At 59.0% G+C, this 25,583-nt stretch carries 23 protein-coding genes; 14 read left to right on the forward strand and 9 right to left on the reverse strand.

The genetic code is table 11. From position 1 onward, the window contains the following. Positions 1-15: 15 nt before the first annotated feature. From ACR0JI_RS07240 to rarD, 6 genes are all read left to right on the forward strand, one after another. Complete coding sequence (locus ACR0JI_RS07240) at positions 16-2,469, forward strand: GcvT family protein (protein WP_480493868.1); 2,454 nt, start codon at positions 16-18, stop codon at positions 2,467-2,469. Between the two features lie 14 nt (positions 2,470-2,483). Next, positions 2,484-3,518 carry an alcohol dehydrogenase family protein gene (locus ACR0JI_RS07245; protein ID WP_480494045.1) on the forward strand — a complete coding sequence of 345 codons (1,035 nt, stop codon included), beginning with the start codon at positions 2,484-2,486 and terminating at the stop codon, positions 3,516-3,518. An 11-nt stretch (positions 3,519-3,529) separates the two neighbouring features. Continuing rightward, the gene (locus tag ACR0JI_RS07250) at positions 3,530-4,423 is read left to right on the forward strand and encodes a homocysteine S-methyltransferase family protein (RefSeq protein WP_480493867.1); all 894 of its coding nucleotides are present in this window, start codon (positions 3,530-3,532) and stop codon (positions 4,421-4,423) included. Between the two features lie 10 nt (positions 4,424-4,433). Continuing rightward, positions 4,434-5,408 carry a GlxA family transcriptional regulator gene (locus tag ACR0JI_RS07255; RefSeq protein WP_480493866.1) on the forward strand — a complete coding sequence of 325 codons (975 nt, stop codon included), beginning with the start codon at positions 4,434-4,436 and terminating at the stop codon, positions 5,406-5,408. An 89-nt stretch (positions 5,409-5,497) separates the two neighbouring features. Then, positions 5,498-7,951 (forward strand): GcvT family protein, encoded by a 2,454-nt coding sequence (locus tag ACR0JI_RS07260; RefSeq protein WP_480493865.1) that lies wholly within the window; start codon positions 5,498-5,500, stop codon positions 7,949-7,951. 260 nt (positions 7,952-8,211) lie between these two features. Then, positions 8,212-9,117 carry an EamA family transporter RarD gene (gene rarD, locus ACR0JI_RS07265; RefSeq protein ID WP_480493864.1) on the forward strand — a complete coding sequence of 302 codons (906 nt, stop codon included), beginning with the start codon at positions 8,212-8,214 and terminating at the stop codon, positions 9,115-9,117. Here rarD and ACR0JI_RS07270 read toward each other — a convergent pair. Together ACR0JI_RS07270 and ACR0JI_RS07275 are read right to left on the reverse strand one after the other, a co-directional pair. Then, positions 9,108-9,821: an SGNH/GDSL hydrolase family protein gene (locus ACR0JI_RS07270; RefSeq protein WP_480493863.1), complete on the reverse strand. Its 714-nt coding sequence runs from the start codon at positions 9,819-9,821 to the stop codon at positions 9,108-9,110. The two genes, rarD and ACR0JI_RS07270, sit on opposite strands and share 10 nt — an antisense overlap. Before the next feature lie 4 nt (positions 9,822-9,825). Further along, a complete protein-coding gene (locus ACR0JI_RS07275; protein ID WP_480493862.1) occupies positions 9,826-10,236 on the reverse strand; it encodes a nuclear transport factor 2 family protein in 411 nt (136 codons plus the stop codon). Positions 10,237-10,328: 92 nt separating this feature from the next. Here ACR0JI_RS07275 and ACR0JI_RS07280 point away from each other — a divergent pair, with 92 nt between their 5' ends. After that, positions 10,329-10,976, forward strand: a complete 648-nt coding sequence (locus ACR0JI_RS07280; RefSeq protein WP_480493861.1) for an RluA family pseudouridine synthase — start codon at positions 10,329-10,331, stop codon at positions 10,974-10,976. 2 nt (positions 10,977-10,978) lie between these two features. Here the strand turns inward: ACR0JI_RS07280 and ACR0JI_RS07285 are convergent, their stop codons facing one another. Continuing rightward, positions 10,979-11,170: a hypothetical protein gene (locus ACR0JI_RS07285; protein ID WP_267363584.1), complete on the reverse strand. Its 192-nt coding sequence runs from the start codon at positions 11,168-11,170 to the stop codon at positions 10,979-10,981. Positions 11,171-11,274: 104 nt separating this feature from the next. On the opposite strand from ACR0JI_RS07285, the gene ACR0JI_RS07290 reads away from it, so the two are divergent. The 4 genes from ACR0JI_RS07290 (at position 11,275) to ACR0JI_RS07305 (ending at position 14,236) form a co-directional block, all read left to right on the forward strand. Beyond that, on the forward strand, positions 11,275-11,967 hold the full coding sequence (locus ACR0JI_RS07290; RefSeq protein WP_480474116.1) for a helix-turn-helix transcriptional regulator: 693 nt from the start codon (positions 11,275-11,277) through the stop codon (positions 11,965-11,967). Positions 11,968-12,092: 125 nt separating this feature from the next. Next, positions 12,093-12,764: a YiaD family glycine zipper/OmpA-like lipoprotein gene (locus ACR0JI_RS07295; protein WP_480494044.1), complete on the forward strand. Its 672-nt coding sequence runs from the start codon at positions 12,093-12,095 to the stop codon at positions 12,762-12,764. 122 nt (positions 12,765-12,886) lie between these two features. After that, the gene (locus ACR0JI_RS07300) at positions 12,887-13,429 is read left to right on the forward strand and encodes an NADPH-dependent FMN reductase (protein WP_480474115.1); all 543 of its coding nucleotides are present in this window, start codon (positions 12,887-12,889) and stop codon (positions 13,427-13,429) included. A gap of 15 nt (positions 13,430-13,444) precedes the next feature. After that, a complete protein-coding gene (locus ACR0JI_RS07305) occupies positions 13,445-14,236 on the forward strand; it encodes an HTD2 family dehydratase (RefSeq protein WP_480474114.1) in 792 nt (263 codons plus the stop codon). On the opposite strand, the gene ACR0JI_RS07310 is transcribed toward ACR0JI_RS07305, so the two are convergent. Next, positions 14,228-15,262 carry an NAD(P)/FAD-dependent oxidoreductase gene (locus tag ACR0JI_RS07310; RefSeq protein ID WP_480474113.1) on the reverse strand — a complete coding sequence of 345 codons (1,035 nt, stop codon included), beginning with the start codon at positions 15,260-15,262 and terminating at the stop codon, positions 14,228-14,230. The two genes, ACR0JI_RS07305 and ACR0JI_RS07310, sit on opposite strands and share 9 nt — an antisense overlap. A 55-nt stretch (positions 15,263-15,317) precedes the next feature. On the opposite strand from ACR0JI_RS07310, the gene mnmC2 reads away from it, so the two are divergent. Beyond that, positions 15,318-15,983, forward strand: coding sequence for a tRNA (5-methylaminomethyl-2-thiouridine)(34)-methyltransferase MnmC2 (gene mnmC2, locus ACR0JI_RS07315; protein ID WP_480474112.1), 666 nt, complete (start codon positions 15,318-15,320; stop codon positions 15,981-15,983). Then, complete coding sequence (locus ACR0JI_RS07320; protein ID WP_480474111.1) at positions 15,980-16,849, forward strand: DMT family transporter; 870 nt, start codon at positions 15,980-15,982, stop codon at positions 16,847-16,849. Before mnmC2 ends, ACR0JI_RS07320 begins: the two co-directional genes overlap by 4 nt. Here the strand turns inward: ACR0JI_RS07320 and ACR0JI_RS07325 are convergent. Continuing rightward, positions 16,823-18,796 (reverse strand): lytic transglycosylase domain-containing protein, encoded by a 1,974-nt coding sequence (locus tag ACR0JI_RS07325; RefSeq protein WP_480474110.1) that lies wholly within the window; start codon positions 18,794-18,796, stop codon positions 16,823-16,825. The two genes, ACR0JI_RS07320 and ACR0JI_RS07325, sit on opposite strands and share 27 nt — an antisense overlap. A 133-nt stretch (positions 18,797-18,929) precedes the next feature. Between ACR0JI_RS07325 and dapA the strand changes: the two genes are divergently transcribed. Continuing rightward, complete coding sequence (gene dapA / locus ACR0JI_RS07330) at positions 18,930-19,802, forward strand: 4-hydroxy-tetrahydrodipicolinate synthase (RefSeq protein WP_480474109.1); 873 nt, start codon at positions 18,930-18,932, stop codon at positions 19,800-19,802. A gap of 133 nt (positions 19,803-19,935) precedes the next feature. On the opposite strand, the gene ACR0JI_RS07335 is transcribed toward dapA, so the two are convergent. The 4 genes from ACR0JI_RS07335 to pta all read right to left on the reverse strand — a co-directional run bounded on the left by ACR0JI_RS07335 (position 19,936) and on the right by pta (position 25,578). Further along, positions 19,936-20,808, reverse strand: coding sequence for a dimethyl sulfoxide reductase anchor subunit family protein (locus tag ACR0JI_RS07335; RefSeq protein ID WP_480474108.1), 873 nt, complete (start codon positions 20,806-20,808; stop codon positions 19,936-19,938). Next, positions 20,808-21,557 carry a 4Fe-4S dicluster domain-containing protein gene (locus ACR0JI_RS07340; protein ID WP_267363598.1) on the reverse strand — a complete coding sequence of 250 codons (750 nt, stop codon included), beginning with the start codon at positions 21,555-21,557 and terminating at the stop codon, positions 20,808-20,810. The genes ACR0JI_RS07335 and ACR0JI_RS07340 overlap by 1 nt, the downstream gene beginning before the upstream one ends. Before the next feature lie 109 nt (positions 21,558-21,666). Then, the gene (locus ACR0JI_RS07345) at positions 21,667-24,486 is read right to left on the reverse strand and encodes a molybdopterin oxidoreductase family protein (protein WP_480493860.1); all 2,820 of its coding nucleotides are present in this window, start codon (positions 24,484-24,486) and stop codon (positions 21,667-21,669) included. Between the two features lie 90 nt (positions 24,487-24,576). Beyond that, positions 24,577-25,578: a phosphate acetyltransferase gene (gene pta, locus ACR0JI_RS07350; RefSeq protein WP_480494043.1), complete on the reverse strand. Its 1,002-nt coding sequence runs from the start codon at positions 25,576-25,578 to the stop codon at positions 24,577-24,579. Between the last annotated feature and the right edge of the window lie 5 nt (positions 25,579-25,583).

Below are 25,583 nucleotides of genomic sequence, written 5' to 3' on the forward strand. Positions count from 1 at the left end.
AAGGATCAAAAACGCATGAGTGATTTTCCAACAAAAGCCCGCGTGGTCATAATCGGTGGCGGTGTGGTGGGGGCTTCCTCGCTGTATCACCTTGCCAAGAAAGGCTGGACCGATTGTGTTCTGCTGGAAAAGAACGAACTGACTGCCGGGTCGACCTGGCATGCGGCAGGGAACGTTCCGACCTTTTCGACCTCATGGGCGATCATGAACATGCAGCGCTATTCGACCGAGCTGTATGCGCGTCTGGGCGAGGAAGTCGATTACCCGATGAACTACCACCAGACCGGTTCGATCCGACTGGCGCATTCGAAAGAACGTGTGCAGGAGTTCGAGCGCGCCATGGCGATGGGCCGCTATCAGGGGATTCCGATGGAAATGTGGACCCCGGAAGAAGCGAAAGAGCGTTATCCCTTCCTGGAAACGCATGACCTTGAAGGTGTTCTCTACGATCCGACGGATGGCGACATCGATCCGGCGCAGCTAACCCAGGCGCTGGCCAAAGGCGCGCGCGATATGGGGCAGAAGATCATCCGTTTCTGCCCGGCGACTGGCGTGACGCAGCATGATGACGGCACCTGGACCGTGCACACGGACAAAGGCGATATAGCCTGCGACTATGTTGTGAACGCAGCCGGGTATTATGCACAGCGCGTGGGCGAATGGTTCAAGCCCTTCGGTGGCCGCACCGTTCCGGCAATGGTCATGAGTCACCAGTACCTGCTGACCGATGAAATCCCCGAGATCGAAGCATGGACCAAGCAAAGCGGTGCCAAACTGCCGTTGCTGCGTGATGTGGATGTCTCGTACTACCTGCGGCAGGAAAAGAACGGCTTCAACCTTGGTCCTTACGAGCCCAACTGCAAGGGCCACTGGATGACCGAAGACGATCCGATGCCGGATGATTTCAGCTTTCAATTGTGGAATGACGATCTGGACCGCATCGAAGATATCGTCACCGATGCGATGGAGCGGGTGCCGCTGATGGCAACCTCGGGCGTTGGACGCGTCATCAACGGGCCGATCCCTTATGCGCCGGACGGGCTGCCGCTGATCGGCCCGATGCCGGGTGTGAAAAACGCGTTCGAGGCGCATACTTTCACCTTCGGCATCGCGCAGGGCGGTGGCGCAGGCAAGGTTCTGGCCGAGTGGGTTGTTGATGGCGCGACCGAATGGGATATGTGGGCCGTCGATCCGCGCCGCTATACCGATTACACCGATCAGGATTATTGCAACCAGAAAGGCATGGAAGTTTATGGCAACGAATATGCCATGCACTTCCCGCACCATGAATGGCCTGCCGCACGAAACAAGAAGCTGTCGCCCGTGCATGACAAGGTGATCGCGCACGGCGGTGTCATGGGGGCCTATAACGGCTGGGAACGCGCCAACTGGTTTGCACAGCCCGGTGATGACACCTCGCTCGACGCGACCCACACCTGGGGACGGTCCGGTCCGTGGGAACAGCGGATCAAGGAAGAATGTGAGGCCGTGCGCGATCATTGTGGCGTGTTGGACCTGCCGGGCTTCTCGCGGTTCAAAATACAGGGGCCGGGTGCTGATGAATGGCTGCGCGGTCTGGTTGCCGGGGCATTGCCCAAGATTGGTCGGGTTGGGCTGGTTTACTTCGCAGATGACCGCGGGCGTATCCTGACCGAAATGTCGGTCACGCGCGAGGCCGAAGACCTGTTCGTTCTGGTCACTGCAGCGACCGCGCAATGGCATGACCTTGAATGGCTTGAGCGTCACATACCTGCCGATGCCGAGTTCACGCTGGAAGACTGGACAACGCGGATGAGCACGCTGATCGTTACCGGGCCTCGATCTCGGGACATTCTCAGCAAAGTTACCGAGGCCGATCTGACCTTGCCGTGGCTCAGCTTTCAGGAAAGCGAAATCAAAGGCGGATGGGTCGCTCTGCTGCGTGTCTCATTCGCTGGTGAGCTGGGCTGGGAAGTTCACGCTGAAAATGCGGATATGCCTGCGATCTACGACGCGATCATCGATGCCGGTGCCAAGCCGTTCGGGATGTATGCGCTGAACTCGCTGCGGATCGAAAAGGGGTACCGCGCCTGGAAGGGCGATCTGTCGACCGACTATTCCCTGCTTGAAGGCGGGTTGGAGCGGTTCGTCAAATTGGACAAACCGCAGGACTTCCCGGGCAAGGCTGCAATCCTGAACGAAAAGCAGCAAGGCGTGAAAAAGTCCTTCGTCACCCTGACCGTTGATGCGGGCGATTGCGACGCGCCGTATATGTCCTGTATCTGGCAAGGCGATGAGATCGTCGGCGAAACCACATCCGGCGCATGGGGCTACCGCGTTGGCAAATCCATCGCGCTGGGCATGATCCGGGCCGAGTTTGCCAACCCCGGAACTGAACTTGAGGTCGAAATCTACGGTCAGAAATGCCGCGCCGTGGTAGAGCTGGATCAACCGCTCTGGGACCCCGAGAACGAGCGGTTGCGGGCGTGACGCGTCTGGCGACCATGTCCGGCGTCTATCTGACCGGCCATGGCGGAACAGAGGCGCTGGAATGGCGCGACGATATCCCGGTCCCGGCCCCTGGGCCGGGGCAGGTGCTTGTTCGGGTCGCCGCGGCAGGGGTCAATAACACGGATATCAACACAAGGGTCGGCTGGTATTCATCGGATGTCACCGGCGGGACGGATGCCGTCGATCAGGATATTGAAGCCGGAGGGTGGGGCGGCGCACTGAACTTTCCCCGCATTCAGGGCGGCGATCTGTGCGGGATCGTTGAAGAAGTCGGGCCAAACACGGGGTTCAAAAAGGGCCAGCGTGTGACGTGCCCGATCAACCTTCCACGTCCGCGCCCCGGCAACCCTCAGGGCTTTATTGCGCTCGGGTCAGAGATTGATGGGGCCTTTGCCCAATACTGTCTGGTTGAAGCAAATGATCTTTACGACGTAAGTGCATCGCCCCTGTCTGATGTTGAAATTGCGGCCATTCCCTGCGCCTTTGGTACTGCCGAAAACCTGCTGACGCGCGCGGGCGTGACGTCTGGGCAAAAAGTTCTGATCACTGGCGCGTCAGGCGGCGTCGGTCTGGCGGCGGTGCAGCTTGCGGCGCTGCGCGGAGCATCGGTTTGGGGTGTGACGGCTGCAGCGAAGGAAGAGGTCGTCAGATCCCAAGGGGCGTTGGGCACATTTGCCCGGGATGAGCTGCCGCCGCAGGATATGTTCGACGCGGTTATAGATGTTGTTGGCGGGCCCGCATGGGCATCGCTGATCCTTGCCCTGAAGCCCGGCGGGCACTACGCCGTTTCTGGGGCAATCGCTGGCCCGATTGTCGAGGCTGATCTGCGGGACATCTATTTGCGCGACATCACCATTCACGGCTGCACGCATCAGGCACCCGAAGTCTTTGGCCGCCTAGTGGAGTTGATGAATACCGGACGGATCAAGCCACTGGTTTCCCGAACCTACCCGTTGAAGGATATCGTCCGCGCACAGGCTGATTTTCAGGCAAAGACCCTTCCGGGTAAACTCGTGCTGCTGCCTTAAGGAGCAACGACATGACAAAGATCACTCTGTTGGACGGTTCAATTGGACAGGAATTGGTCAAACGCAGCGGAGACCGGGCGACGCCACTATGGTCCACACGTGTGATGATCGACCACCCTGATCTGGTCGGCGCGGTGCATGGCGACTACTTCCGTCGTGGTGCCACGGTTGCCACCACCAATACCTATGCCGTCCACCGTTCACGCCTAGTGCGAGTGGGGATGGAGGACCAGATGCCCGCCCTTATCGACACTGCCCTGACACAGGCCGAACGTGCTCGTACTTCGACCGGGGGGCGGATTGCGGGGTCTCTGGGGCCGCTTCTTGCATCTTACCGACCCGACCTGAATCCCGACCCGGCAGATGCGGCGGGAAAGTTTGCTGAACTTGTGGCTTTGATGGCTGCGCGCGTCGATCTGTTTCTGATCGAGACAGTGTCCTCGGTGCAGGAGGCCGAGGGCGCGCTGCGTGGAACGACCGGATGTGGCAAACCAATCTGGCTGTCATTCACGGTCAATGACGACGATGGCAGTCGCCTCAGGTCTGGCGAACAGCTCAGGGATGTCGCGCCATTGGTTGAAGAGTTTTCGCCTGACGCGCTGCTGATCAATTGTTCGCGCCCCGAAGCGATCCCAGCTGCTCTGGACATCCTGTCCGGCATGAACAAGCCTTATGGTGCCTATGCCAACGGCTTTACACATATTTCGGATGAGTTTCTAATGGACGCGCCGACAGTGGATGCGTTGGATCAACGCCATGATCTTGGTCCCGATGCCTATGCGGATCACGTCATGCGTTGGGTCGGTCAGGGGGCCACGATTGTCGGTGGATGCTGCGAGATCGGCCCGGACCACATCGAAGCGCTGGCCAAGCGGTTGCGTACTGCCGGGCATGAGATCGTCTAAGGTGACAGCGATGAGGAAATTTGCTTCTGAATCACCGCAGGCGATACAGCAACATTTCGATATTCTGGTCGCACCCGGATTTGTACTGCTTGAACTGGCCTCATTGGTCGAGGTTCTCAGGCTGGCAAATCGTGTGTGTCCGAAGCCGCCGTTCACTTTTGCCTATCGGTCGCTCAAAGGTGGCCCGATCTCCAGCAGCAGCGACGCGGTGGTGCAAACGGAACGCGTGCAGGCGCAGCCCAAGGCGAATTATCTTTTTGTGATCGGCAATTCTGACCCGGATCACCCGGACTTGTCTTTGGGGCGGGTGGTGTCGGATTACACCTTCCGGGATGCCAAGGTGTTTCTGCTGGCGGAAGCCGCCAGCCGGTATATCGACGAACAGGGTACAGACGACTTGGCAACCCACTGGGAGAATGCCTCGTTCCTGCGGGAACGCGGGGCCCGGTTTGAAGCCAAACTGTCGATTGCAACCGAACAGGGCGCGGTTGTGACCTGTGCCGGAATGGAGGCGACAACAGATATCGCGCTGGCAGTGATCGGCCGTCATATCTCGGGGCCCGCAAAAATGACCGTGGCGGACATCATGTTGCATGAAAACATCCGGGATTTCGCCTCGATGCAGCCATTCTCTGGGGTAAAGTTGACGGCGACCGGAGATGTGAAGCTGGATCAGTGCATCAAGCTCATGCAGGCCAATATCGAAGACCCTCTGCCGATCAATCAGATCGTCGATTCGCTGCGACTGTCGAACCGCTCGCTTGAGCGTAAGTTCAAAACCTTCTTTGGCACCACGCCCAACGGATTCTATCGTGAAATGCGGCTGGCCAAGGCCAATAACCTGCTTCTGAACACCACTATGAGCGTTCGCGAAATCGGGTTGGCCTGTGGTTTTCCGAACGGGTTTTCGTCTGTTTACAAAAGCTTCTTCGGTGTCACGCCTTTTGTCGTTAGGCGGGAAAAGCGGGCCGCGACACATCGGTGAAAACTGCTGATCTTGTGACGTTTTTGGTGCATTTGTTGTCGATCTTCCGTGGCAGTTTACGCCAAACCTGACACAGCGGAGATTTCAGGATGGTTGATCTTCCCAGCAAGGCCCGAGTGGTCATCATCGGTGGCGGCGTCATCGGATGTTCGGTCGCGTATCATTTGACCAAGAAGGGCTGGACTGATGTTGTTCTTCTAGAGCGCAAGCAACTGACCAGCGGCACCACCTGGCACGCGGCGGGCCTGATCGGGCAACTGCGCGCGTCTTCCAACATGACCAAACTGGCGCGCTATTCCGCAGAGCTTTATCTGGGCCTTGAGGAAGAGACCGGTGTCGCCACCGGCCTGCGTCAGGTCGGGTCCGTTTCGGTCGCCCTGACCAGTGAGCGGTTGGAAGAGCTTCACCGAAATGCGGCAATGGCCCGTGCCTTTGGCGTGCCGGTCGAAGAGCTGTCACCGACCGAAGTCAAAGAGCGATATGAGCACATCAACCTCGACGGCGTGGCAGGTGGCGTTTGGTTGCCAACCGATGGCCAGGCGGATCCTGCTAATATTGCCTTGGCGTTGGCCAAGGGTGCGCGTCAACGCGGTGGGGTGATCAAGGAACGGGTGAAGGTGACCGGGATTTCCCGGCACGGACGGCGTGCAACCGGTGTCGACTGGGTCAGTGATGACGGGCAAACCCAAGGGCATATCGCCTGTGATATGGTTGTCAATTGCGCGGGAATGTGGGGGCGCGAGGTAGGCAAGATGGCCGGCGTGAATGTGCCGCTGCACGCCTGCGAACATTTCTACATCGTCTCTGAACCCATTGAAGGGTTGAGCCAAATGCCGGTTCTGCGGGTGCCGGATGAATGCGCCTACTACAAGGAAGACGCGGGCAAAATGATGTTGGGCGCATTCGAGCCCAATGCCAAACCCTGGGCCATGAACGGTATTCCAGACAGCTTCGAGTTCGACCAACTGCCCGAGGATTTCGACCACTTCGAACCGATCCTCGAAGCGGCCTGCAACCGGATGCCTATGCTGTCTGAGGCGGGTATTCACACCTTCTTCAACGGCCCCGAATCCTTTACTCCCGACGACGCCTATCACCTGGGTCTGGCGCCCGAGATGGACAATTTTTGGGTCGCGGCCGGGTTCAACTCGATCGGTATCCAGTCCGCCGGTGGCGCGGGCATGTCGCTGGCCGAGTGGATGGATACCGGTGAAAAGCCCTTTGATCTGGGCGACGTGGATATCGGTCGGATGCAGCCGTTTCAGGGCAATAAGAAGTACCTTTTTGAACGCTCAAAAGAAACGTTGGGACTGCTCTACGCCGATCACTATCCCTATCGTCAGAAAGTCACCGCGCGCGGTGTGCGCCGAACCCCGTTCCACCATCACCTGAAAGAACAAGGCGCCGTTTTTGGCGAACTCGCAGGTTGGGAACGTGCCAATTGGTACGCGAATGAAGGGCAGGAGCGCGAATACCGGTACAGCTGGAAGCGCCAGAACTGGTTCGAGAATTCCGCTGCCGAGCACAGAGCCGTGCGCGAGAATGTGGGCATGTATGACATGTCTTCCTTCGGCAAGATTCGCGTGGAAGGCACTGATGCTGAAAAGTTCATGAACTACATCGGCGGGGGAGACTACTCGGTCCCTGTCGGCAAGATCGTCTATACGCAGTTTTTGAACCGCACGGGCGGGATCGAAGCGGACGTCACCGTGACCCGCCTGACCGAAACTACCTATCTGGTCGTGACCCCCGCAGCCACACGCTTGGCGGATCAGACATGGATGATGCGCCATGTCGGGGATTTCAACGTGGTCATTACAGATGTCACAGCGGGTGAAGGCGTTCTCGCTGTCATGGGGCCAAACGCTCGGGCTTTGCTGGAAAAAGTCTCGCCCAATGATTTCACAAACGCGAACAACCCCTTTGGCACCGCGCAGGAAATTGAGATCGGCATGGGCCTCGCCCGCGCTCATCGTGTGACCTATGTGGGTGAGCTTGGGTGGGAAATCTATGTTTCCTCGGACATGGCGGGCCACGTCTTCGAGACGCTGCATGAGGCCGGTCAGGACATGGGGCTGAAGCTGTGTGGTATGCACATGATGGACAGCTGCCGGATCGAAAAGGGTTTCCGCCATTTCGGCCATGATATCACCTGTGAGGATCACGTGGTTGATGCTGGTCTTGGCTTTGCCGTCAAGGTGGACAAAGGTTGTGATTTTATCGGGCGTGAGGCGGTGATTGCAAGAAAAGAAAGCGGCCCCAAAAGCCGTTTGGTACAGTTCCGTCTGACCGACCCTGAACCGCTGTTGTTCCACAACGAGCCGATCGTGCGTGATGGCGAATATGTCGGCTACCTGAGTTCCGGCAACTTCGGTCACAGCCTCGGCGGTGCCATCGGAATGGGCTATGTACCGTGCGAAGGTGAAACGGCCGCAGACGTTCTGGGTTCAACCTATGAGATCGATGTTTGCGGCGTGAAGGTCAAAGCCGAAGCATCGCTTAAACCGATGTATGACCCGAAATCCGAACGGGTGAAGGTCTGACAGACAGGGCTGGGGGCTCTGCCCCCGCCGCCCGTGCCGGGCGACTCCCCCGGGATATTTTGGGCCAGATGAAGTGCGGATCCCTTGCTTCACCTGGCTCTAAATATCCCGGAGCGCGAGGCAGAGCCTCGCATTTTTGGCGGCAACAGCTGCGGTCAGCTAACTTATCACAAATCGTTATGTGACACTTCACTGTTTTCGGAGTTTTCAATCCGTTCAGTTCTGCCGTAAACGAAACCGGTATCAACCGGAGAACCTTCGTGACAGACACGCCTTTACCACCTCAGAATGCGGACACGCCCAAAGGTCTGGCTTTAGGTGTCACGGCGTATGTCCTGTGGGGATTTCTGCCGCTTTATATGAAGGCGATGGATCACATTGGACCGGTCGAGGTGGTGGCGCATCGGGTTATCTGGTCTGTTCCGGTTGCAGGTTTGCTTCTGGTCGCGCTGGGGCGTACCCGGGACTTGAAAGCTGCACTGGGCAATCCCCGGATGCTGGCCATGGCGGCCTTGACGGCGGCCCTGATTTCCGTGAACTGGGCGATTTATGTTTGGGCGATCTCGACGGGGCACGCGCTGGACGCCGCGCTTGGGTATTACATCAACCCGCTTTTCAGTATTGCGTTGGGCGCAATTCTGCTGCGTGAGCCCCTGACGCGGACCCAATTGTTTGCGGTGGGGCTTGCCGCGCTGGGCGTTCTTGTACTTATTCTTGAGGCTGGGCGGCTACCCTGGGCGGCGCTGAGTTTGATGGTCAGCTGGGGTTTCTATGCGTTCTTCAAGAGATCCCTTCCAATTGGTCCCAACCAGGGCTTTCTGCTTGAGGTCCTGATCCTTTTGATCCCGGCCTTGGCTTATGTCACGTGGCTGGGCGTGCAAGGCACAGGCCATTTTGGGGTCGCGATGTCTGATACCCTACTGTTGTCCTGCGCCGGTATCGTCACGGCGGTTCCATTGCTGGTCTATGCGAACGGGGCCAAGCTGGTGCGCCTGTCGACCATGGGCATCCTGCAGTACATTGCGCCGACTATGATTTTCATTACAGCCATCACTCTGTTTGGTGAGAAAATCGACACCGGACGCATGATCGCATTCCCCCTGATCTGGGTGGCATTGGTCATTTACTCGATCCCGATGATCCGGCAGGCGCGGGCTCAGGCCTGAAGCAACAGGCGTGCGGCAGCATCTGCCCACAGCGCATAGGCCCGGGGGCTTGGGTGATAGCCGTCCGGTGCCGCCAGGACCGGGTCGTCGGGCAGATCAAGCCTTAGATGTTGCACGTGTGAATGGACGGAAACAACCTGTTGCAACGCATTATCCAGCCGCGCAGCCTGACGGCCAAGCACCCAGGCCAATGGGTGTGGCAGGGCGGGAAACCTGTTCATTTGCGGAACGCCGGTGATGATTATGCGCCGCGCCCCCAGGTCTTTTGTCAGGATGTTGATAAGCTGCGCCTGACGATCCGCAAATGTGCGGCAAGAGACGGCGCGGGTGACATCGTTCACCCCCAAAGCAGTGACCACCGCATCGAATTCGCCCTTTATGCGCCTCAGGCGGTCAATCGTATCCAGCGTCGTGTGCCCTGTGGTGGCCTCAAGTTGCCATTCAACCATGTGGTGTCTGGCCAGCCGGTCCACAAGCTGTCCCGACAAGGCCTGCGCCTGAGTTCCCGCGCCCACTCCGGCCGCCGAGCTATCGCCGGTGATCAGCAGACGCAGGCGGGGGCCACGCCCTGTTCGGCCCTCTCGCGGGCCAGTGGGCTCCGGCAAAAGCCGGGCGTTGCGGCGCACCAAAAGGGCTTGCGTGGCCAGAACGGGCAACAAGGGCACACGTAGAACCTGGTCGGGTGCTATCAGGGCGCGCATCATCAGGTCACGTCAGGGCGTTTTTGAATTCCAGAAAACGAGCGTCAGTCATCACGCGCGCCATCATCGCTTCGCGCAAAGCGCCGACTGTTTTGTAGGGGCGCATGGCGACTTCGAAGATTTGGATCAAACCGTCCTCGTTCAGCGTAATGAGGTCAACGCCAATGCCGTCCAGATCTCCAATCTTGCATTGAAACTCCAGCGCCCAATCGTTGCCAGCGCCCATAATCCGGCGATACCGGAAGTCGGAAAAGACCTGCCCGACATGGCCAAGAACGGCAGCCACAGGTGCGCGCCCGGTCCACGTGCTGTAATAGGTTGGTGGCAGGAACTGCACATCTTCGGCCAGCAGATCGTGGATCAGCGCCTCATCGCCCTTGGCGACAACCTCTTGTAGTCGTTCAATTGTCGGGTGCATGTCCTGTCCTCCTGCGCAGAAGTTCACCGAACATGACCGGGCGCGCAAGGACGACGTTGCGGGAAGGTGCGCGCTGAGATAGGCAGGCCCGCATGAGCGAAACCTATGCCCCCCCGCAAACCGCGCTGGACGTGCTGCACGAAGATGCGCAGCTGATTGTAGTGAACAAACCGTCGGGTCTGCTTTCCGTGCCGGGGCGGGGCGATCATCTGGCTGATTGCCTTCTGACACGCGTGCAGGCGGCTTTCCCTCAGGCGTTGCTTGTGCATCGACTGGACCGGGACACATCAGGTGTCATGGTTTTTGCCCAAACACCCCATGCGCAACGGCATCTGAGTATGCAGTTCGAAAAGCGGCAGACCCGGAAAACCTATATTGCCCGTATCTGGGGGCGGATGGAGCCAAAGACCGGCACGGTTGACCTGCCGTTGATCGTGGACTGGCCCAACCGACCCAGACAAATGGTGTGTCATGATACGGGCAAACCTGCGGTCACCGATTGGCGCGTTGTGAAACATGAGGGCGAGACCTCTCGCGTGCGCCTGTTTCCCAAAACCGGGCGGTCTCATCAGCTGCGCGTTCATATGCAGGCATTGGGTCACCCGATCCTAGGCGATCCGTTCTATGCAACAGGTGCCGCGAGGGAGTTTCCCAGATTGATGCTGCATTCCGAAAAATTGCGCCTGAAGCATCCCGAGGGCGGGCATTCGATGAAGTTTCGCGCCCAGCCCGATTTCTGATCTCAGGCAATTCTTGCCCACAGCATCTTCAGGTTGCCCAGCGAAATGCGTCTTGTTCGTTTCGTCGAAACCGATTGGCGGCGATGGCGCTCCTGCGCGATCTCACGTTCAATCTCGAAGGCACGCAGTGTGTGGTCCTGTGACCATTGGCCAAGTTTCAGTGTCATCATGACGTGGTTGTCGAGGTGCGGCATTTCTTGGCTCCTTGTGTGATATCCACCCATTATCGCGCGTCACTGCTGACAGCATGTTGTCAGTGGGGTGTGCTAGGGTGTCAGCAGAGTGTCAGGAGAATGCGATGCGCCGTTCGACCCGTTTGTTTGAAATCATCCAGATCTTGCGGGCCGCAAGTGCGCCGGTCACGGCAGAAGCACTGGCCACCCGGCTAGAGGTGTCCGTTCGCACTGTCTATCGTGACATTGCCGAATTGCAGGCCCAGCGAACACCCATCGAAGGTGAGGCCGGTGTCGGTTACATGATGCGGCGCGGTTACGATCTGCCGCCGCTGAATTTCGACGCCGAAGAGGTTGAGGCTCTGTGGGTTGGCCTGTCTCTTCTGGCGCGCACCGGCGACAGCCACTTGCAGCGCGCTGCAAGTCGAATCTGTCGGAAGATCGATGCACTGCATAGCCCGACCGATTGGTTGCAGGTTTCACCCTGGGGGGCTCCGGCGGATGATCCCGAGAAGGGATGTGTTTCTGTTTCGCATTATCGCGAAGCTATTCGGGCAGAACGGAAAATTCGCATCACTTACGTAGATGGTGAAGGCGAACAAACCATCCGCGTGGTGCGCCCGCTAGCGCTGATCTATCATATCGAATGCACGTTGCTGGCAGGGTGGTGTGAAATGCGAAGCGGCTTTCGCTATTTCAGAACCGATCGCATCTGGTCCAGTGAACACACTGACGAAAGATTTCTGGGGCAAGGTAAATCTTTGCGTGATCTCTGGCAGGAACAACAGCACGCGGGCACCTTTGCGGAACCGGTATGAATGGCCTTTGGCGGGTATTCGCCTATTTCACCGCATTGTTGCTTGAGCCTGTGAGCAAGCGCAGTGATATACTGGGTGAAATGGATCAAGCCCGAAGAACGGGTACCGGAGCAGAAGGTGATATCATGACGATTTCAAAGTTTTTTCTGGCGACAGGCCTGTGTTCAATCATGGCCGTGACGGCCTGTACCGATCCTGGCACCCTGACCGTTCAGAACGACCCCAACAAAAATACGAAGCAGGGTGCGGTTCTGGGTGGCCTTATCGGCGCGGGTGTCGGCGCGATTGCCAATAATTCGAACCCGGGTCTTGGGGCGCTGGCCGGTGCCGCCATTGGTGCCACGGGTGGCGGTCTGATCGGCAACCAGTTGGACAAGCAGGCTGCGGAATTGCGTCAGCAACTGGCAAATGACGGGATTACAATCGTCAATGCGGGTGACCGGCTGATCGTGACCGTCCCGAATGACATTACGTTTGACACGGACAGCTCGACCGTGCGCCCGGCGCTGCGGGCGGATCTGGTGAAAGTGGGCCAGAACCTTGTCAACTATCCCAACTCGAACGTGCAGATCATTGGTCATACCGACAGCGACGGCGACGCGTCTTATAATCAGGGATTGTCCGAGCGTCGCGCAAACGCGGTCGCGGATATCCTGCAAGCCAATGGTGTCAACTACAGCCGTATCAGAACCTACGGTCAGGGTGAAAACAACCCGGTCGCGTCCAACCTAACGCCGCAAGGAAAAGCGCAAAACCGGCGGGTTGAGATTGTTGTGGTCCCCAGCGGAAACGCGTGATCCTGAAACGCAAGACCGGTCTGGCACATCCCCTGTTGCGCAATGACTGTGCGTCAATGGGGGTTTGGTCGGGGTCAATCTCGGTCTAACTAATGGGAAACACTGAAACGGAGTTGTCCCTGATGTCTCAACCGACCCTGCTTGGCCTGTCCGGCTCCCTGCGCAAGGACGCGACGAACCGCAAGCTGCTGCGCGAAGCGGCCCGGTTGTTCGACCCTGTCAGCTATGCCGAAGCAGACCTGAACTTGCCGCTTTATGATGGCGATCTGGAGGATGCCGAAGGGATACCGGCATCTGTTCAGATGCTGGCCGACCAGATCGGGCAGGCGGATGCGGTGATCATCTCGACGCCCGAGTACAACAAAGGGCCTTCGGGCGTTCTGAAAAACGCGCTGGACTGGGTCAGCCGGACGAAAGGCAATCCATGGGCGGGCAAGCCGGTTGCCGTGATGTCGGCGGCGGGTGGCCGCGCTGGTGGGGAAAGGGCGCAGATGATCCTGCGCGCTTGCATGGTGCCCTTTCAGCCCCGCATCTTGCAGGGTCCGGAAATCCACCTCGCTGACAGTTCGAATGAATTCGACGAACAGGGAAAGTTGCTGTCCGAACGGTATGAAAAGTCACTGCACATGCTGATGCAGAAACTCAGGGTCGAGGCCGGTTTCTGAGCTTGGACTGCGCATATGTTGGAACAAAGTCAAAGCGATATCCTTGACCCGGCCCGTGCCGCTTCGTTTCAGGTTGCGTTGGGCTCTGAGCCAACAATTGCCAAAGGCTCAGCTCTGCCGCCATTCTTCCATCAGCTCTATTTCTGGGCGCCGCAACCGCCTGCTGCGCTGGGGCGGGATGGGCATCCCAAGGTGGGTGGCCTGATCCCGGATATGGGATTGCCCCGCAGAATGTGGGCCGGTGGGCAATTGGAATTTCATGCACCGCTGATCGCGGGTATCCCTGCTGACAGGACATCGGTTCTTGAAAACCAAAGCGCAAAAACAGGGCGCTCCGGACCGTTGGGTTTTGTCACGTTGCGGCATGAGATACGGCAAGGTGGCCAACTTTGTCTGACAGAATGGCAGGACCTTGTTTATCGTGAAGACCCCACGCCGGATGCAATAACTCAAACGCCGCCTCGTTCACGCACGGATGAAACGGATATCCACGCGGTTGCGTTCGATACCACCCTGCTGTTTCGCTACTCAGCGCTGACCTTCAACGGCCATCGCATTCACTACGATCTGGACTATGCGCGCGATGTGGAAGGATATGCAGGGCTGGTTGTGCACGGGCCACTTCTGGCGCAGCTTCTGATGCTGTTTGCAGTTGATCTTGGCGGACCACTCAAGTCGTTTTCTTTCCGTGCGACCTCGCCGTTGATGCATTTCGAGACTGCTCAGCTGTGCCGGAACGGTCAGGACATGTGGGTGCGCGGACCGGATGGGCGGCAATGCATGAAAGCTGTGGCCCTATCACAGTGAGGCTCCGGGGCGGAAGTCATCGGGGATCGAATCCCGATCCTCCAGCATCAGATCGGCCATGACCTCGGCCACTTTCGGAGCCATGCCAAAGCCGATCTTGAAACCGCCATTGGCGATGAACTGACCCTGATGCAACGGATGCAGGCCCAACATCGGGGCGCGGCTTTTGCTGCGGGGACGCACTCCGGCCCAACGTTCGATCACCTCGGCCCCGTGTAAAAGCGGCAGCGCGCGCGTGGCCCGGTCTATGACATTGTCCAATGCACTGTCTGTGCTGGTTGGGTCGTCATAGTCCCGTTCAGACGTTGATCCGATTGCAAGCGTTCCGTCCGCATGTGGCACGATATGGACCGCATCCGCGAAAAGCTGTGGCACCTCTCCCGCGTCAAAGCGCAACAGGGCTGCCTGACCTTTGACACCGTTTCCGACGGTCTTTCCGTAGGCGTCGTTCAGTTCAAGTAATCCGGCTAGGCCCGTGGCGTGGACAACCTGCCCTTTATCATCAGCGCTACTGACAACGTGGACACCCATGACCTCAAGGGCTGCAACCAGAGCGGCGCAGGCCCGCCGGGGATGCATGCGCGCCGTCAGCGTATCGCGGATGACAAAGCCGGTGGGGCTGGGCGGGCACCACGATCCGGCCTGCGATGTGCTGATCACCCGCCATTCTGCCCGCCCCTGCCAAAGCTGATCGGCTGAACCTTCGCGTTGCCGGGCCAGATCCAGACTGCGGGCGTCAGGAATGGGTTGAAGACGGCCCAGCCGCCCGTAGCCGGGAGAAACGCCGCCGGTACCCTCGACCTGATGCCAAAAGGGTTCGGCCATGATCAGGCTGTCGAATTGGAAAGCTTTCTTAGCATTCCAGTTTTCAGGCACGTGCGGGGCCAAGGCCCCCACCAGACCGCCGCTGGACCCGGAGCCCGGCCCAAAAGGATCGACGACCTGCACCTTCGCGCCCCGACGGGCGCAGGTCCAGGCGATGGACAGGCCGAAAATTCCTGCCCCGCGAACCGTCACATCGATCATTGCCAATTCCCTTTTCCTTGTTCAGTGTCGCGCCGCTTAGCTACAGGATTCCCCGATGGCAGACCAGCATGCCGAATTGACGTGGACCGAGGATCAGATACCGGTCTCGGACCGTTTCGACGATCCCTATTACTCGTTGCAGAACGGGCTGGAAGAGACGCGCCATGTGTTTCTAGCAGGTAATGATCTGCCAGAACGTTTTGCGCCGGGGTTTCATATTGCCGAGCTGGGCTTTGGCACCGGTCTGAACCTGCTGACGGTCTGGTCTGAATGGGAGAAATCCGGCCAAACAGGGCCGCTTCGGTTCACCAGTTTCGAAGCCTTTCCCATGGCCACGGATGATATGCGTCACGCGCTTGAGGCCTTCCCCGAGTTGCACCCGTGGAGCAGCCGGTTTCTGGCCCATTGGACAGGTCGCGCGTGCAGTCTTGAAACCCTTCAATGCGAAGTGATCATCGGCGATGCGCGCAACAGCCTGCCGCAATGGACTGGCCTGGCCAACGCCTGGTTCCTCGACGGGTTCTCTCCTGCCAAGAACCCAGAATTGTGGGGGGCAGATCTGATGCAGCAAGTGGCGGCGCATACAGCCACCGATGGTACAGCAGCCACATATACGGCCGCCGGGTTTGTTCGACGCGGGCTTCAGGATGCCGGTTTCACCGTCACCCGTACATCCGGTTATGGCCGAAAGAGGCACATGACGCGGGCGCTCAAGGCATGACGCAGAAAAACAATGCAGGTGCGGGTATTGCCCTGATGGTGGGCGCGACAATTGTCTTTGCCTTGCAGGACGGTATCTCACGCCATTTGGCCGGAACCTATAACACCTACATGGTGGTGATGATCCGCTATTGGTTCTTCGCGGCCTTTGTCATTGCGTTGGCGGCGCGATCCTCAGGCGGGTTAAAGGCGGCCATGCAGACGAACCAGATGGGTCTTCAGATCCTGCGGGGCCTGCTGCTGGCCACCGAGATCTGCGTCGCCGTGTTTGGTTTCACAGTGCTCGGTCTGATCGACAGTATGGCCGTTTTCATAAGCTATCCCCTGCTTGTCGCCGCGCTGAGCGGTCCGGTTCTGGGCGAAAAGGTCGGATGGCGGCGCTGGGTCGCGATCGGCGTTGGTTGCATTGGTGTTCTGATCATTCTGCAGCCGGGCGTTGGTGTCTTTGATCCTTGGGCCGTCATTCCGCTGATCTCGGCGTTTCTGTTTGCGATCTATGGCCTGCTGACGCGCTATGTCGCACGTCAGGACAGCACGGCCACCAGCTTTTTCTGGACCGGCGTCGTTGGCGCCGTCGCCATGACTCTGTTTGGAATGTGGTTCTGGGAGCCAATGGCCCGCAGCGACTGGCTCTGGATGGCGTTGCTGTGCGTCAGCGGGGCAACGGGGCACTGGCTGCTGATCAAATGTTATGAGATGGCCGAAGCCAGCGCCGTCCAACCCTTTGCCTATTTTCACCTGGTCTGGAGCGCGATTCTGGGGATTTCGATCTTTGGTGAAACACTGCGCCCTGAAGTTGTCGCGGGCGCAGCGATTGTTGTAGCCGCAGGGCTTTTTACCTTATGGCGCGAACGCCGCCAGCGATGATCCGATCAGTTCCTGCGAAAACGGAACCGGCAGGGCGGGCTGCCCCAGTCGGGCGCGGTAGACCGGCAAGCTTTCGGTCACGCGCATCACATAGTTGCGCGTCTCATCGAACGGAATGGTCTCGATCCAGTCTACGATATCCACCTCGCCGGTGCGTGGATCACCATAGCGTTCCATCCACGAGATCGGGCGCTTTGGACCAGCATTGTAACCCGCCGCCATCATGACGACATTCCCGTTGAACTCGGTCGCAAGGCCCGAAAGATAGTTGGCGCCAAGCTTGGCGTTGTATTGCCAGTCCGACGTCAACCGACCGGTCTGATGGCCGCTGAGTATCCCCAGCTCTCCGGCCACCAGCTTGGCCGTTGCGGGCATCACCTGCATCAGGCCGCGCGCACCCGCGCCGCTGACGACAACCGGATCAAATTCGCTTTCGCGCCGTGCGATGGCCAGCGTCATTTCCTTGGCCATTGGCAGACGCATGTCGGCCACCGGATGAACCGGGTAGTAGGCCGCAGGCAAAATGGTGCCCGTGGTCGCAGCCCGCTTGGCGATCATCACAGCCAGATGCGGCTGCTTAAGTTCAATTGCAAGGTCGCCCAACTGGTTGGCCTGCACAGGGTCAAGACCTTCGACAAGATGGGTCAGGAACCTCTCGGACAAGTTGTCTTCCCCGGCCTTCAGCAACAGCAGCCCGGCTTCCAGGACGCTGGATTCGGCGAACTCAGCCTGACGCCAGTGCGGCGCGCGACGCGGATTGGCCAGTTCCTTGTCAAATGGCCGTCCGATCCGTTCCGCCGCAAGCAGACCATAAAAAGAGGTCTGATGATCCGCGCCCATCGCATAGGCCTCATAGGCTTTGTCTGCTTCCCCAAGCTCGGCGTAAGCTCGCCCCAGCCAATAGCCGCCGCGCCCTTTCGAGATCGGCGATTGCACGGCATTCGAAAAATTCTGGAAGTGCCGCACAGCTGTGGCAGGGTCATTCAGTTTGCGCAGGGCCAGAAACCCGGCCAGCCACTCGAGATCCGCATAGGAATATCCCATTTCGGGGGTCATATGGTGCTTGGCCGCCACGTCATAAGCGCGCGCCGCTCGCCCCGATCGCATCTCGAGCCGGGCCAGACGGCGGCGTCCCTCGGCCCATTTGTCAGGCTCGCCCAGAGCCTCCGGTCCGGTTGACCGTGCCAGCATCAGGTCGACGGCGCTGTCATCCAGTTCTTTCTTGTCCCGCCAGACAAAACGGTCGAATGCCAGCCCCGGCGCATCTGCCAGCGACTTCGGTACCGCCGCCACCTTGCCGTCTACGCCTGGCTGGCGTTTCTGCAACGCGATCCGTGCTTCGGCCAGCTTGCGCTCATCCGTGCTGACCAGGGGCAGCATCTGTTCTGCGCTGACCAAATGGCCATCCCACAGCATCCGGTCCAGCCGCGCGGCATGGTGTGGCTTCAGCAGTTTGGCAAAATTCTCCAGATAGTCCTTTTGCAACCCCGACCCCATCGGCATGGTACGCCAGGCTGTCACGATGTCGGCTTCCGCCTCGCCAATGCGCCCTTTGGCCTTAAGGGCCACCGCATAGTTCAGCGCGCCTTCAGCAGTCTGAGGAGTCAAGCCAGCGTAAAACTTCAGAACCCTGTCGGGATCGGCCCCGGTAAAGACCGGCTCACTCTTGCGGCGCAGCCAATCCAGCCCGGGCCAATCCGGGCGGCGTTCGAGAAACACCAGCACATCGCCCGAGCTGCCAAACCCCTCACGCAGCCAGTGCCAGACAATGACATCGCGCGGGACCGAGCCGCGCTGGCCCGATACGCGCAGTGCCGCGTTCCAGTCGCCCTTGCGCATTTCATACAGCCCGGCGCGCAAATCACCGGCCGCATCCGCGCGTGCGGCTTGCGGTGTCGTCACTGCGTATAGAATCACACCAGTCAACAGTGCTAGAAAGCGTGTCATCCCTTGCATTTCCCAACCAACCGAGGATAGAGCCTGTGAGGATAAACCCTGCGCCGGCGGGATCAACTCACAAAGCTGGAAACGTGAGAGGCCGAGGCGCAAAAACCGCAATGTGCACCTTAAGGAGCGTGTCATGTTCAAAGGCTCGATGCCAGCCCTCGTCACTCCGTTCAACAACGGCGAGTTGGACCTGAAGACGCTTAAACATCTGGTCGAATGGCAGATCTCCGAAGGCTCGACCGGGCTGGTGCCCGTTGGAACCACCGGCGAAAGCCCGACGCTCAGCCATGACGAACACGAAACGGTCATCGAAGAAGTGGTCAAAACGGCTGCTGGCCGTGTGCCGGTTATTGCCGGTGCCGGGTCGAACAACACGGTCGAAGCCGTCCGTTTCGTTCAGTTCGCCGAAAAAGTTGGGGCCGATGCGGCGCTGGTTGTCACGCCTTACTACAACAAACCGACTCAACGCGGCCTGATCGCGCATTTCCAAGCCCTGCACGAGGCTGCGGATATTCCGATTATCATCTACAACATTCCCGGGCGATCGGTCATCGACATGACCCCCGCCACCATGGGCGAATTGGCCCGGTTGCCGCGTATTGTCGGGGTCAAGGATGCGACGGGCGATCTGGCGCGCGTCAGCCAGCAGCGTGCGATCTGTGGCAAGGACTTCTGCCAACTGTCCGGTGAAGACGCCACGGCACTGGGTTTCAACGCCCATGGCGGTGTCGGATGCATTTCAGTTACCGCAAACGTGGCCCCCAGGCTCTGCGCCGAATTCCAGCAGGCCACATTGTCGGGCGATTATGCAAAGGCACTGGAATACCAGGACAAGCTGATGCCGCTGCACGAAGCGATCTTTATCGAACCCGGGTTGGTCGGCGCCAAATACGCGCTCAGCAAACTGGGTCTCTGCAGCACTGAAGTCCGCTCGCCTCTGACCGAGCTGGAAGACAGCACAAAGGCCGCGATTGAAGCAGCAATGGCACACGCGGGCCTCATCTGACCCGGTCTTCAGAAACCGGAAAAGGCGGCCTCGACTACCGAGCGCCGCCTTTTTCTTTTTCAGGATCCAGACTTCATCTGGCCAAAAATATCCCAGGGGAGTCGCGGTGTGCCGCGGCGGGGGCAGAGCCCCCTCAACGTTTGCCGTAATAAAGCCCCACGACATGTTCGGCCTGCGCAAAGAACAGCCAGCGCGAGGTCGCGACACCCGCCAGATGCGATGCCACCGCCAGCAAGGCCAGTAAATGGTTGAATGGCAGGACCAGCAACAGAACCGGCAGGACAAAGGCCAATACAAACGAGATCACCCGCAATTTCTGTGCATGTTTGCGCCCGACCACATGAACAAACTCACGCAGCAGATAGTTGGTACCGGTATGCGGTGGCTCGAACGCTCTGACTGTGCCCCGGTTACCCAAACCTGTCGCCGTGCCCAGATCCGTTCCGGATACCTCCAGCGCTTTGTCGCCTTTCTTCCAATACAAGAATTGAACCAAAGCGGCGATCAGCAGAAGCGGAATAGCAACACGTGTCTGGCCCGCCAGCAACGCTCCACCCGCCAGGCTGAAGCTCAGGAACATGGCGGGGGTCAGGTTCATATTCCAGCGCGGGATGGTCTTGAGTTGCGTGTAGATCATCGATGTCGTGAACACGGTCGCCAGTGACATCAAGGCTCCGACCCAACCCAGCAGGCTCCAATGCCGATCCAGAAACACTACGCCAATCGCATAAAGTCCCATGACGACCAGGGCGAGCACGGCACACCAGCCCTCACGGCTGAGCCAGCTGGTTTTCCATTGGGTAAAAGCCTTCAAGGCCCGTTCCGGGTGGCCGAGGTGGAAGGTTGAGGCCATCAGCCCTCCGACGGCCAGACCGTAAGCAATGGCGAAGAACACAAAGGCCACCCAACCCGAGACAGCCGGAAGGCCAAGACCAAGAAAGAAGAGCAGGCCGAAGCCCAGACCGGACAGGGTGGTAAAGAGGATGACGGAGGGTGCAGGATGCATCAGAGTTTCTCCAACGTCTTGTCGAGCCAGCCGAGGAAGCCCTTGGGCTCTTCAGCGACAGGTGCCAACAGGGGGGCCAGGATGTCGATCTGATCTTCCACCGTGTCTTTCGGGCGCGGCGGCAGATATTTATTGACGGGTTTGGTGCCCATTTCGGGCATCAGGTCCATTCCGCCGCGGTCCGCAACAAGCTTGCTGACGTCGCTGTCCGGATCGCCCAGATCGCCAAAGTGCCGCGCGCCCGCCGGACAGGTTCGGACACAGGAGGGAATCCGGTCCACCTCGGGCAGGTTCTCATTATAGATCCGGTCGACGCAGAGTGTGCATTTCTTCATCACCCCCTCGGCCTTGTCCAGTTCACGCGCGCCATAGGGGCAGGACCAGGCACACAGGCCGCACCCGATACAGTCGCTTTCATTAACCAGCACGATGCCATCTTCGACCCGCTTGTAGCTGGCCCCGGTCGGGCACACGGTAACACAGGGCGCATCTTCGCAATGCAGGCAGGATTTAGGGAAATGGATCAGTTGCGCGTGCCCTTCCGCCGGTTGCACCTCGTAGGAATGCACGCGGTTCAGGAAAGTGCCCGAAGGATTGGCGCCATAGGCATCCTGATCGGACAGCGGCGCGCCATAATTTTCCGTGTTCCAGCCTTTGCAGGAAATCACGCAGGCATGGCAACCAACGCAGGTGTCCAGGTCGATCACCAGACCCATCTTGCGCTCGGTGGAGTTCGGTAGCTGGGTCATGTCAGGATACCTGTGCTGTTGAGGACGGGTGAGGGGGCCAGCCCCCTCTTGAGCCTACGGCTCAATTCACCCCCGGGATATTTGTGGCCAGATGAAGTGCGGATCCGGGTCATTTGCCCACCTTCCACGCCAAATTCGCAGGGCCGGTTCCTACCGGTGATTTGATCGGGTCAAAATGAGGCTGGCTTTGGGCATCGGCGGGCGCGTCGGCTTTTTCGATTTTCACCTTCAGGTCAAACCATGCGGCCTGACCAGTAATGGGGTCGGAGTTGGCCCAACGTAGCCCGTCGCCTTTTGGCGGCAGCAATTCGTGGATCAGGTGGTTGAGCAGGAAACCCTTGGTGGCCTCGGGCGCGTCCTCTTGCAGGGCCCAGGCGCCTTTGCGTTTGCCGATGGCGTTCCATGTCCAGACGGTGTTGTCGTTCAGCGCGGCCATTTCCATCACAGGGACCGTAATCTCACCATGAGGGGATGTGATTTTGGCCCAATCTCCGTCGTTCAGGCCGTGCTTGCGCATCAGCCTGGTCGGAACATAGAGCGGGTTTCGCCCGTGCAACTGCCGCAGCCAGGCGTTTTGCGTGCCCCAGCTGTGATACATCGCCATCGGGCGCTGGGTCAGCGCGTTGACAGTGAAGCCGTCGTTGCCGTGCTGATCGGTTTCGTACCAGATCGGAAGCGGGTCCATCGTGTCTTTGATCCGCTGGCGCAAATGATCAGGCGGCTGTCGGTCGCCATGGCCTTCGGCTGCCAGCTGAAACTTGCGCATCGGTTCGGAGTAAAGCTGGAATAGGTATGGCTGCGGGCTGTCATAGAGCCCCATGCCCACGGCCCATTCCTGATAGGCTGCATTCCACGGTTTGTAGTAATCCGCGCCTTGCGGGATATGCGCCACGTAGAAGCCACCGTTTTCGATATAGCGGTTCAACTGATCCGGGTTGACCTCTCCGCGCCCTTCCTTGTCGGCGTTTTCACCGCGGAATCCGGCCAGCGGGCCAATACCCGGCTTGCGTTCGTGATTGACGATGTAGTCGGCGTAATCGACCCATTTTGCGCTGCCGTCTTCATGGGTGAAACCCGGAAGTTTCATTCGGTTAGCGAGATCGATCAATACTGACTGAAATCCGCGCACGTCGCGGTCCGGTTCGATCACAGGCCAGCGGATTGCGTCAGCGGCCGCATCCGCCTCGCAAATCGGGCGATCCAGCAGCGAGATACAGTCGTGGCGTTCGAGGTAGGTCGTGTCCGGCAGGATGAGGTCCGCGTAAGCCACCATCTCGGAAGAATAGGCGTCCGAATAGATGATGCGCGGGATCACGTAATCGCCGTTTTCATCTTTGTCCGTCAGCATCTCGATGACACCCTTGGTGTTCATGGTCGAGTTCCACGACATGTTGGCCATGTACATGAACAGCGTATCGATCTTGTACGGGTCGCCCGCATGTGCGTTCGAGATCACCATATGCATCAGCCCGTGACTGGACATCGGGTTTTCCCAGGTGAACGCCTTGTCGATCCGCGCGGGGCTGCCATCTTCCTTCAGTGCAAGGTGTTCCGGGCCGCGGACGAAACCCAGATGCGGGCCATCCAGTGGAGAATTGGGCGTCACCTTGCAATGCGGTGTCGGGTGCGCCTCGACCGGTTTGGGGTAGGGGGGCTTGAAGCGGAAGCCGCCGGGAACCTCGACCGTGCCCAGGATGATTTGCAGCACGTGCAACGCGCGGCAGGTCTGGAATCCATTGGCATGAGCCGAAACGCCGCGCATCGAATGCATTGCAACAGGGCGGCCAACCATCTTGGTGTGTTTCTCGCCCCGGAAATCGGTCCATTCGTGATCGAGCTCAAACGCCTCGTCAAAGGCGACGCGCGCCAGCTCCGCTGCAATCGCGCGAATGCGATTGGCGGAGATACCGCATTTTTCGGCAACAGCTTCAGGCGCGTGTTCCTCGGACAGGTATTTTTCTGCCATCAAGTGAAATACAGGGCGATGAACGACACCGTCATTTTCGTAGACCGCCGACAAATCCGGGCGAACGCCCGGCGTGTCGAAAGCCGTCAGCTTGCCTGTATTCCGGTCGATGACCAGGGGCTTTCCGTCATCGTCGCGCAGGAACAGGCCCTTTCCGGCGCCTTCTGACGCGTCCACCAAAACCGGGGCGTTGGTGTAGCGGCTGAGATAGTCGAGATCGATCTTTCCGGCTTTCATCAGCACATGGATCAATGACAGGATGAACAGTCCGTCAGTTCCCGGTGTGATGCCGACCCAATCATCAGCGACAGCGTTGTATCCGCTGCGGATAGGGTTGACGCCAATAACACGTGCACCGCGCGCCTTGATCTTGCCAATACCCATTTTGATCGGGTTGGAGTCGTGGTCTTCGGCCACGCCAAACAACATGAACAGTTTGGTGTGGTCCCAATCAGGCTGGCCGAATTCCCAGAATGCGCCGCCCATCGTATAAATGCCGCCCGCAGCCATATTGACCGAACAAAAGCCGCCATGCGCCGCATAGTTGCAGGTTCCGAAGTTTTGCGCCCAGAAGCTGGTGAAGCTCTGGCTTTGGTCCCGGCCGGTGAAAAAGGCCAGCTTTTCCGGGTTGTCTTTACGGATCGGCTCCAGCCAGCTGACAGCCAGTTCCAGCGCTTCGTCCCAGCTGATCTCCTCAAATTCGCCCGAGCCACGCGGGCCGACCCGTTTCAGTGGCTTGCGCAGGCGCGAGGGGGCATTGACCTGCATGATCCCGGCAGACCCCTTGGCACACAGGACTCCCTTGTTCACCGGGTGGTCGCGATTGCCTTCGATATAAGCAACCTTGCCGTCTTTCATGTGAACGTTGATGCCGCATCGACAGGCGCACATGTAGCAGGTGGTCCTGCGGATTTCGTCCGAGACTTTCGGTGACGTATCAAGGATCGGCTGCTGATGGGTCATTTGCGGGTCCAGTTGGTTATGTCAGGAGGATTTTGTCAGTTTCCTCGGTATTTTAGAACATCGTTCCGGGAGCGGTGCGAAAATTAAGTGTTACAGTCCATTTGCCTGTAGCGCGGTCACGGCGATCATCTGGGTCACATCCTCGGCGCTGCATCCGCGGGACAGATCGTTGGCGGGTTTGGCCAGCCCCTGTAAGACCGGTCCGATGGCGGTGTAGCCCCCCAGTCTTTGGGTGATTTTGTAGCCGATATTGCCAGCATCAAGGTTGGGAAAGATCATCACGTTGGCCTGCCCGGCGACAGACGAACCCGGTGATTTACGCTCACCAACCGAAGGTACAAAGGCGGCGTCGAATTGCAGTTCACCGTCGACGTTCAGGTCTGGCGCGGCCTGGCGCAGCATTTCTGTAGCCTCGATCACCTTTTCCACGTCCGGATGCTTGGCGCTGCCCTTCGTGGAAAAGCTGAGCATCGCGATCTTTGGATCGACCTGCAGCAGCGTCCGGGCCGATGTGGCGGATGCCATGGCAATCTTGCTCAGCTCGCCCGCGGTCGGATTGATGACCAGCCCGCAATCGGAATAGAGCATCGCCCGCGCCCCGGGCTGAGCGTTTTCCGGCGGGTACATCAGGAAAAAGGATGACACCATTCCTGCATCGGGGGCCATGCCAATCACCTGGATGGCTGCGCGGACAATATCGCCGGTCGTGTGAACGGCCCCTCCTACAGTGCCGGTGGCGCGTCCGCTGCGCACCAGCATGGCGGCATAGACGGGGGGTGTTTCAACGGCAGCACGTGCCTTGGACCGATCGACGCCTTTATGCTGGCGCAGTTCGAAAAAGGTCTGGGCAAATTCTTCGGTCAGGTCCGAAGTCTTGGGGTCATGGATCTCAACGCCCTGAGAGGCAGCAGCCCCCTGATCTTTCAGGGCTGCTTCGACCTCGGCGTGCGGGCCAACCAGAATGATATCAGCCAGATTGGCTCTCTGCGCGTTGATGGCCCCTTTTGTGATGCGGGGGTCGTTGCCTTCGCTGAGGGCGATTATGGGACGGGTGGCCGGAGCGTTTTGCCGCAACAGCTCGACGGGTGTCAGGGTCA

It is taken from the genome of Ruegeria sp. N10 (genome assembly GCF_056531545.1).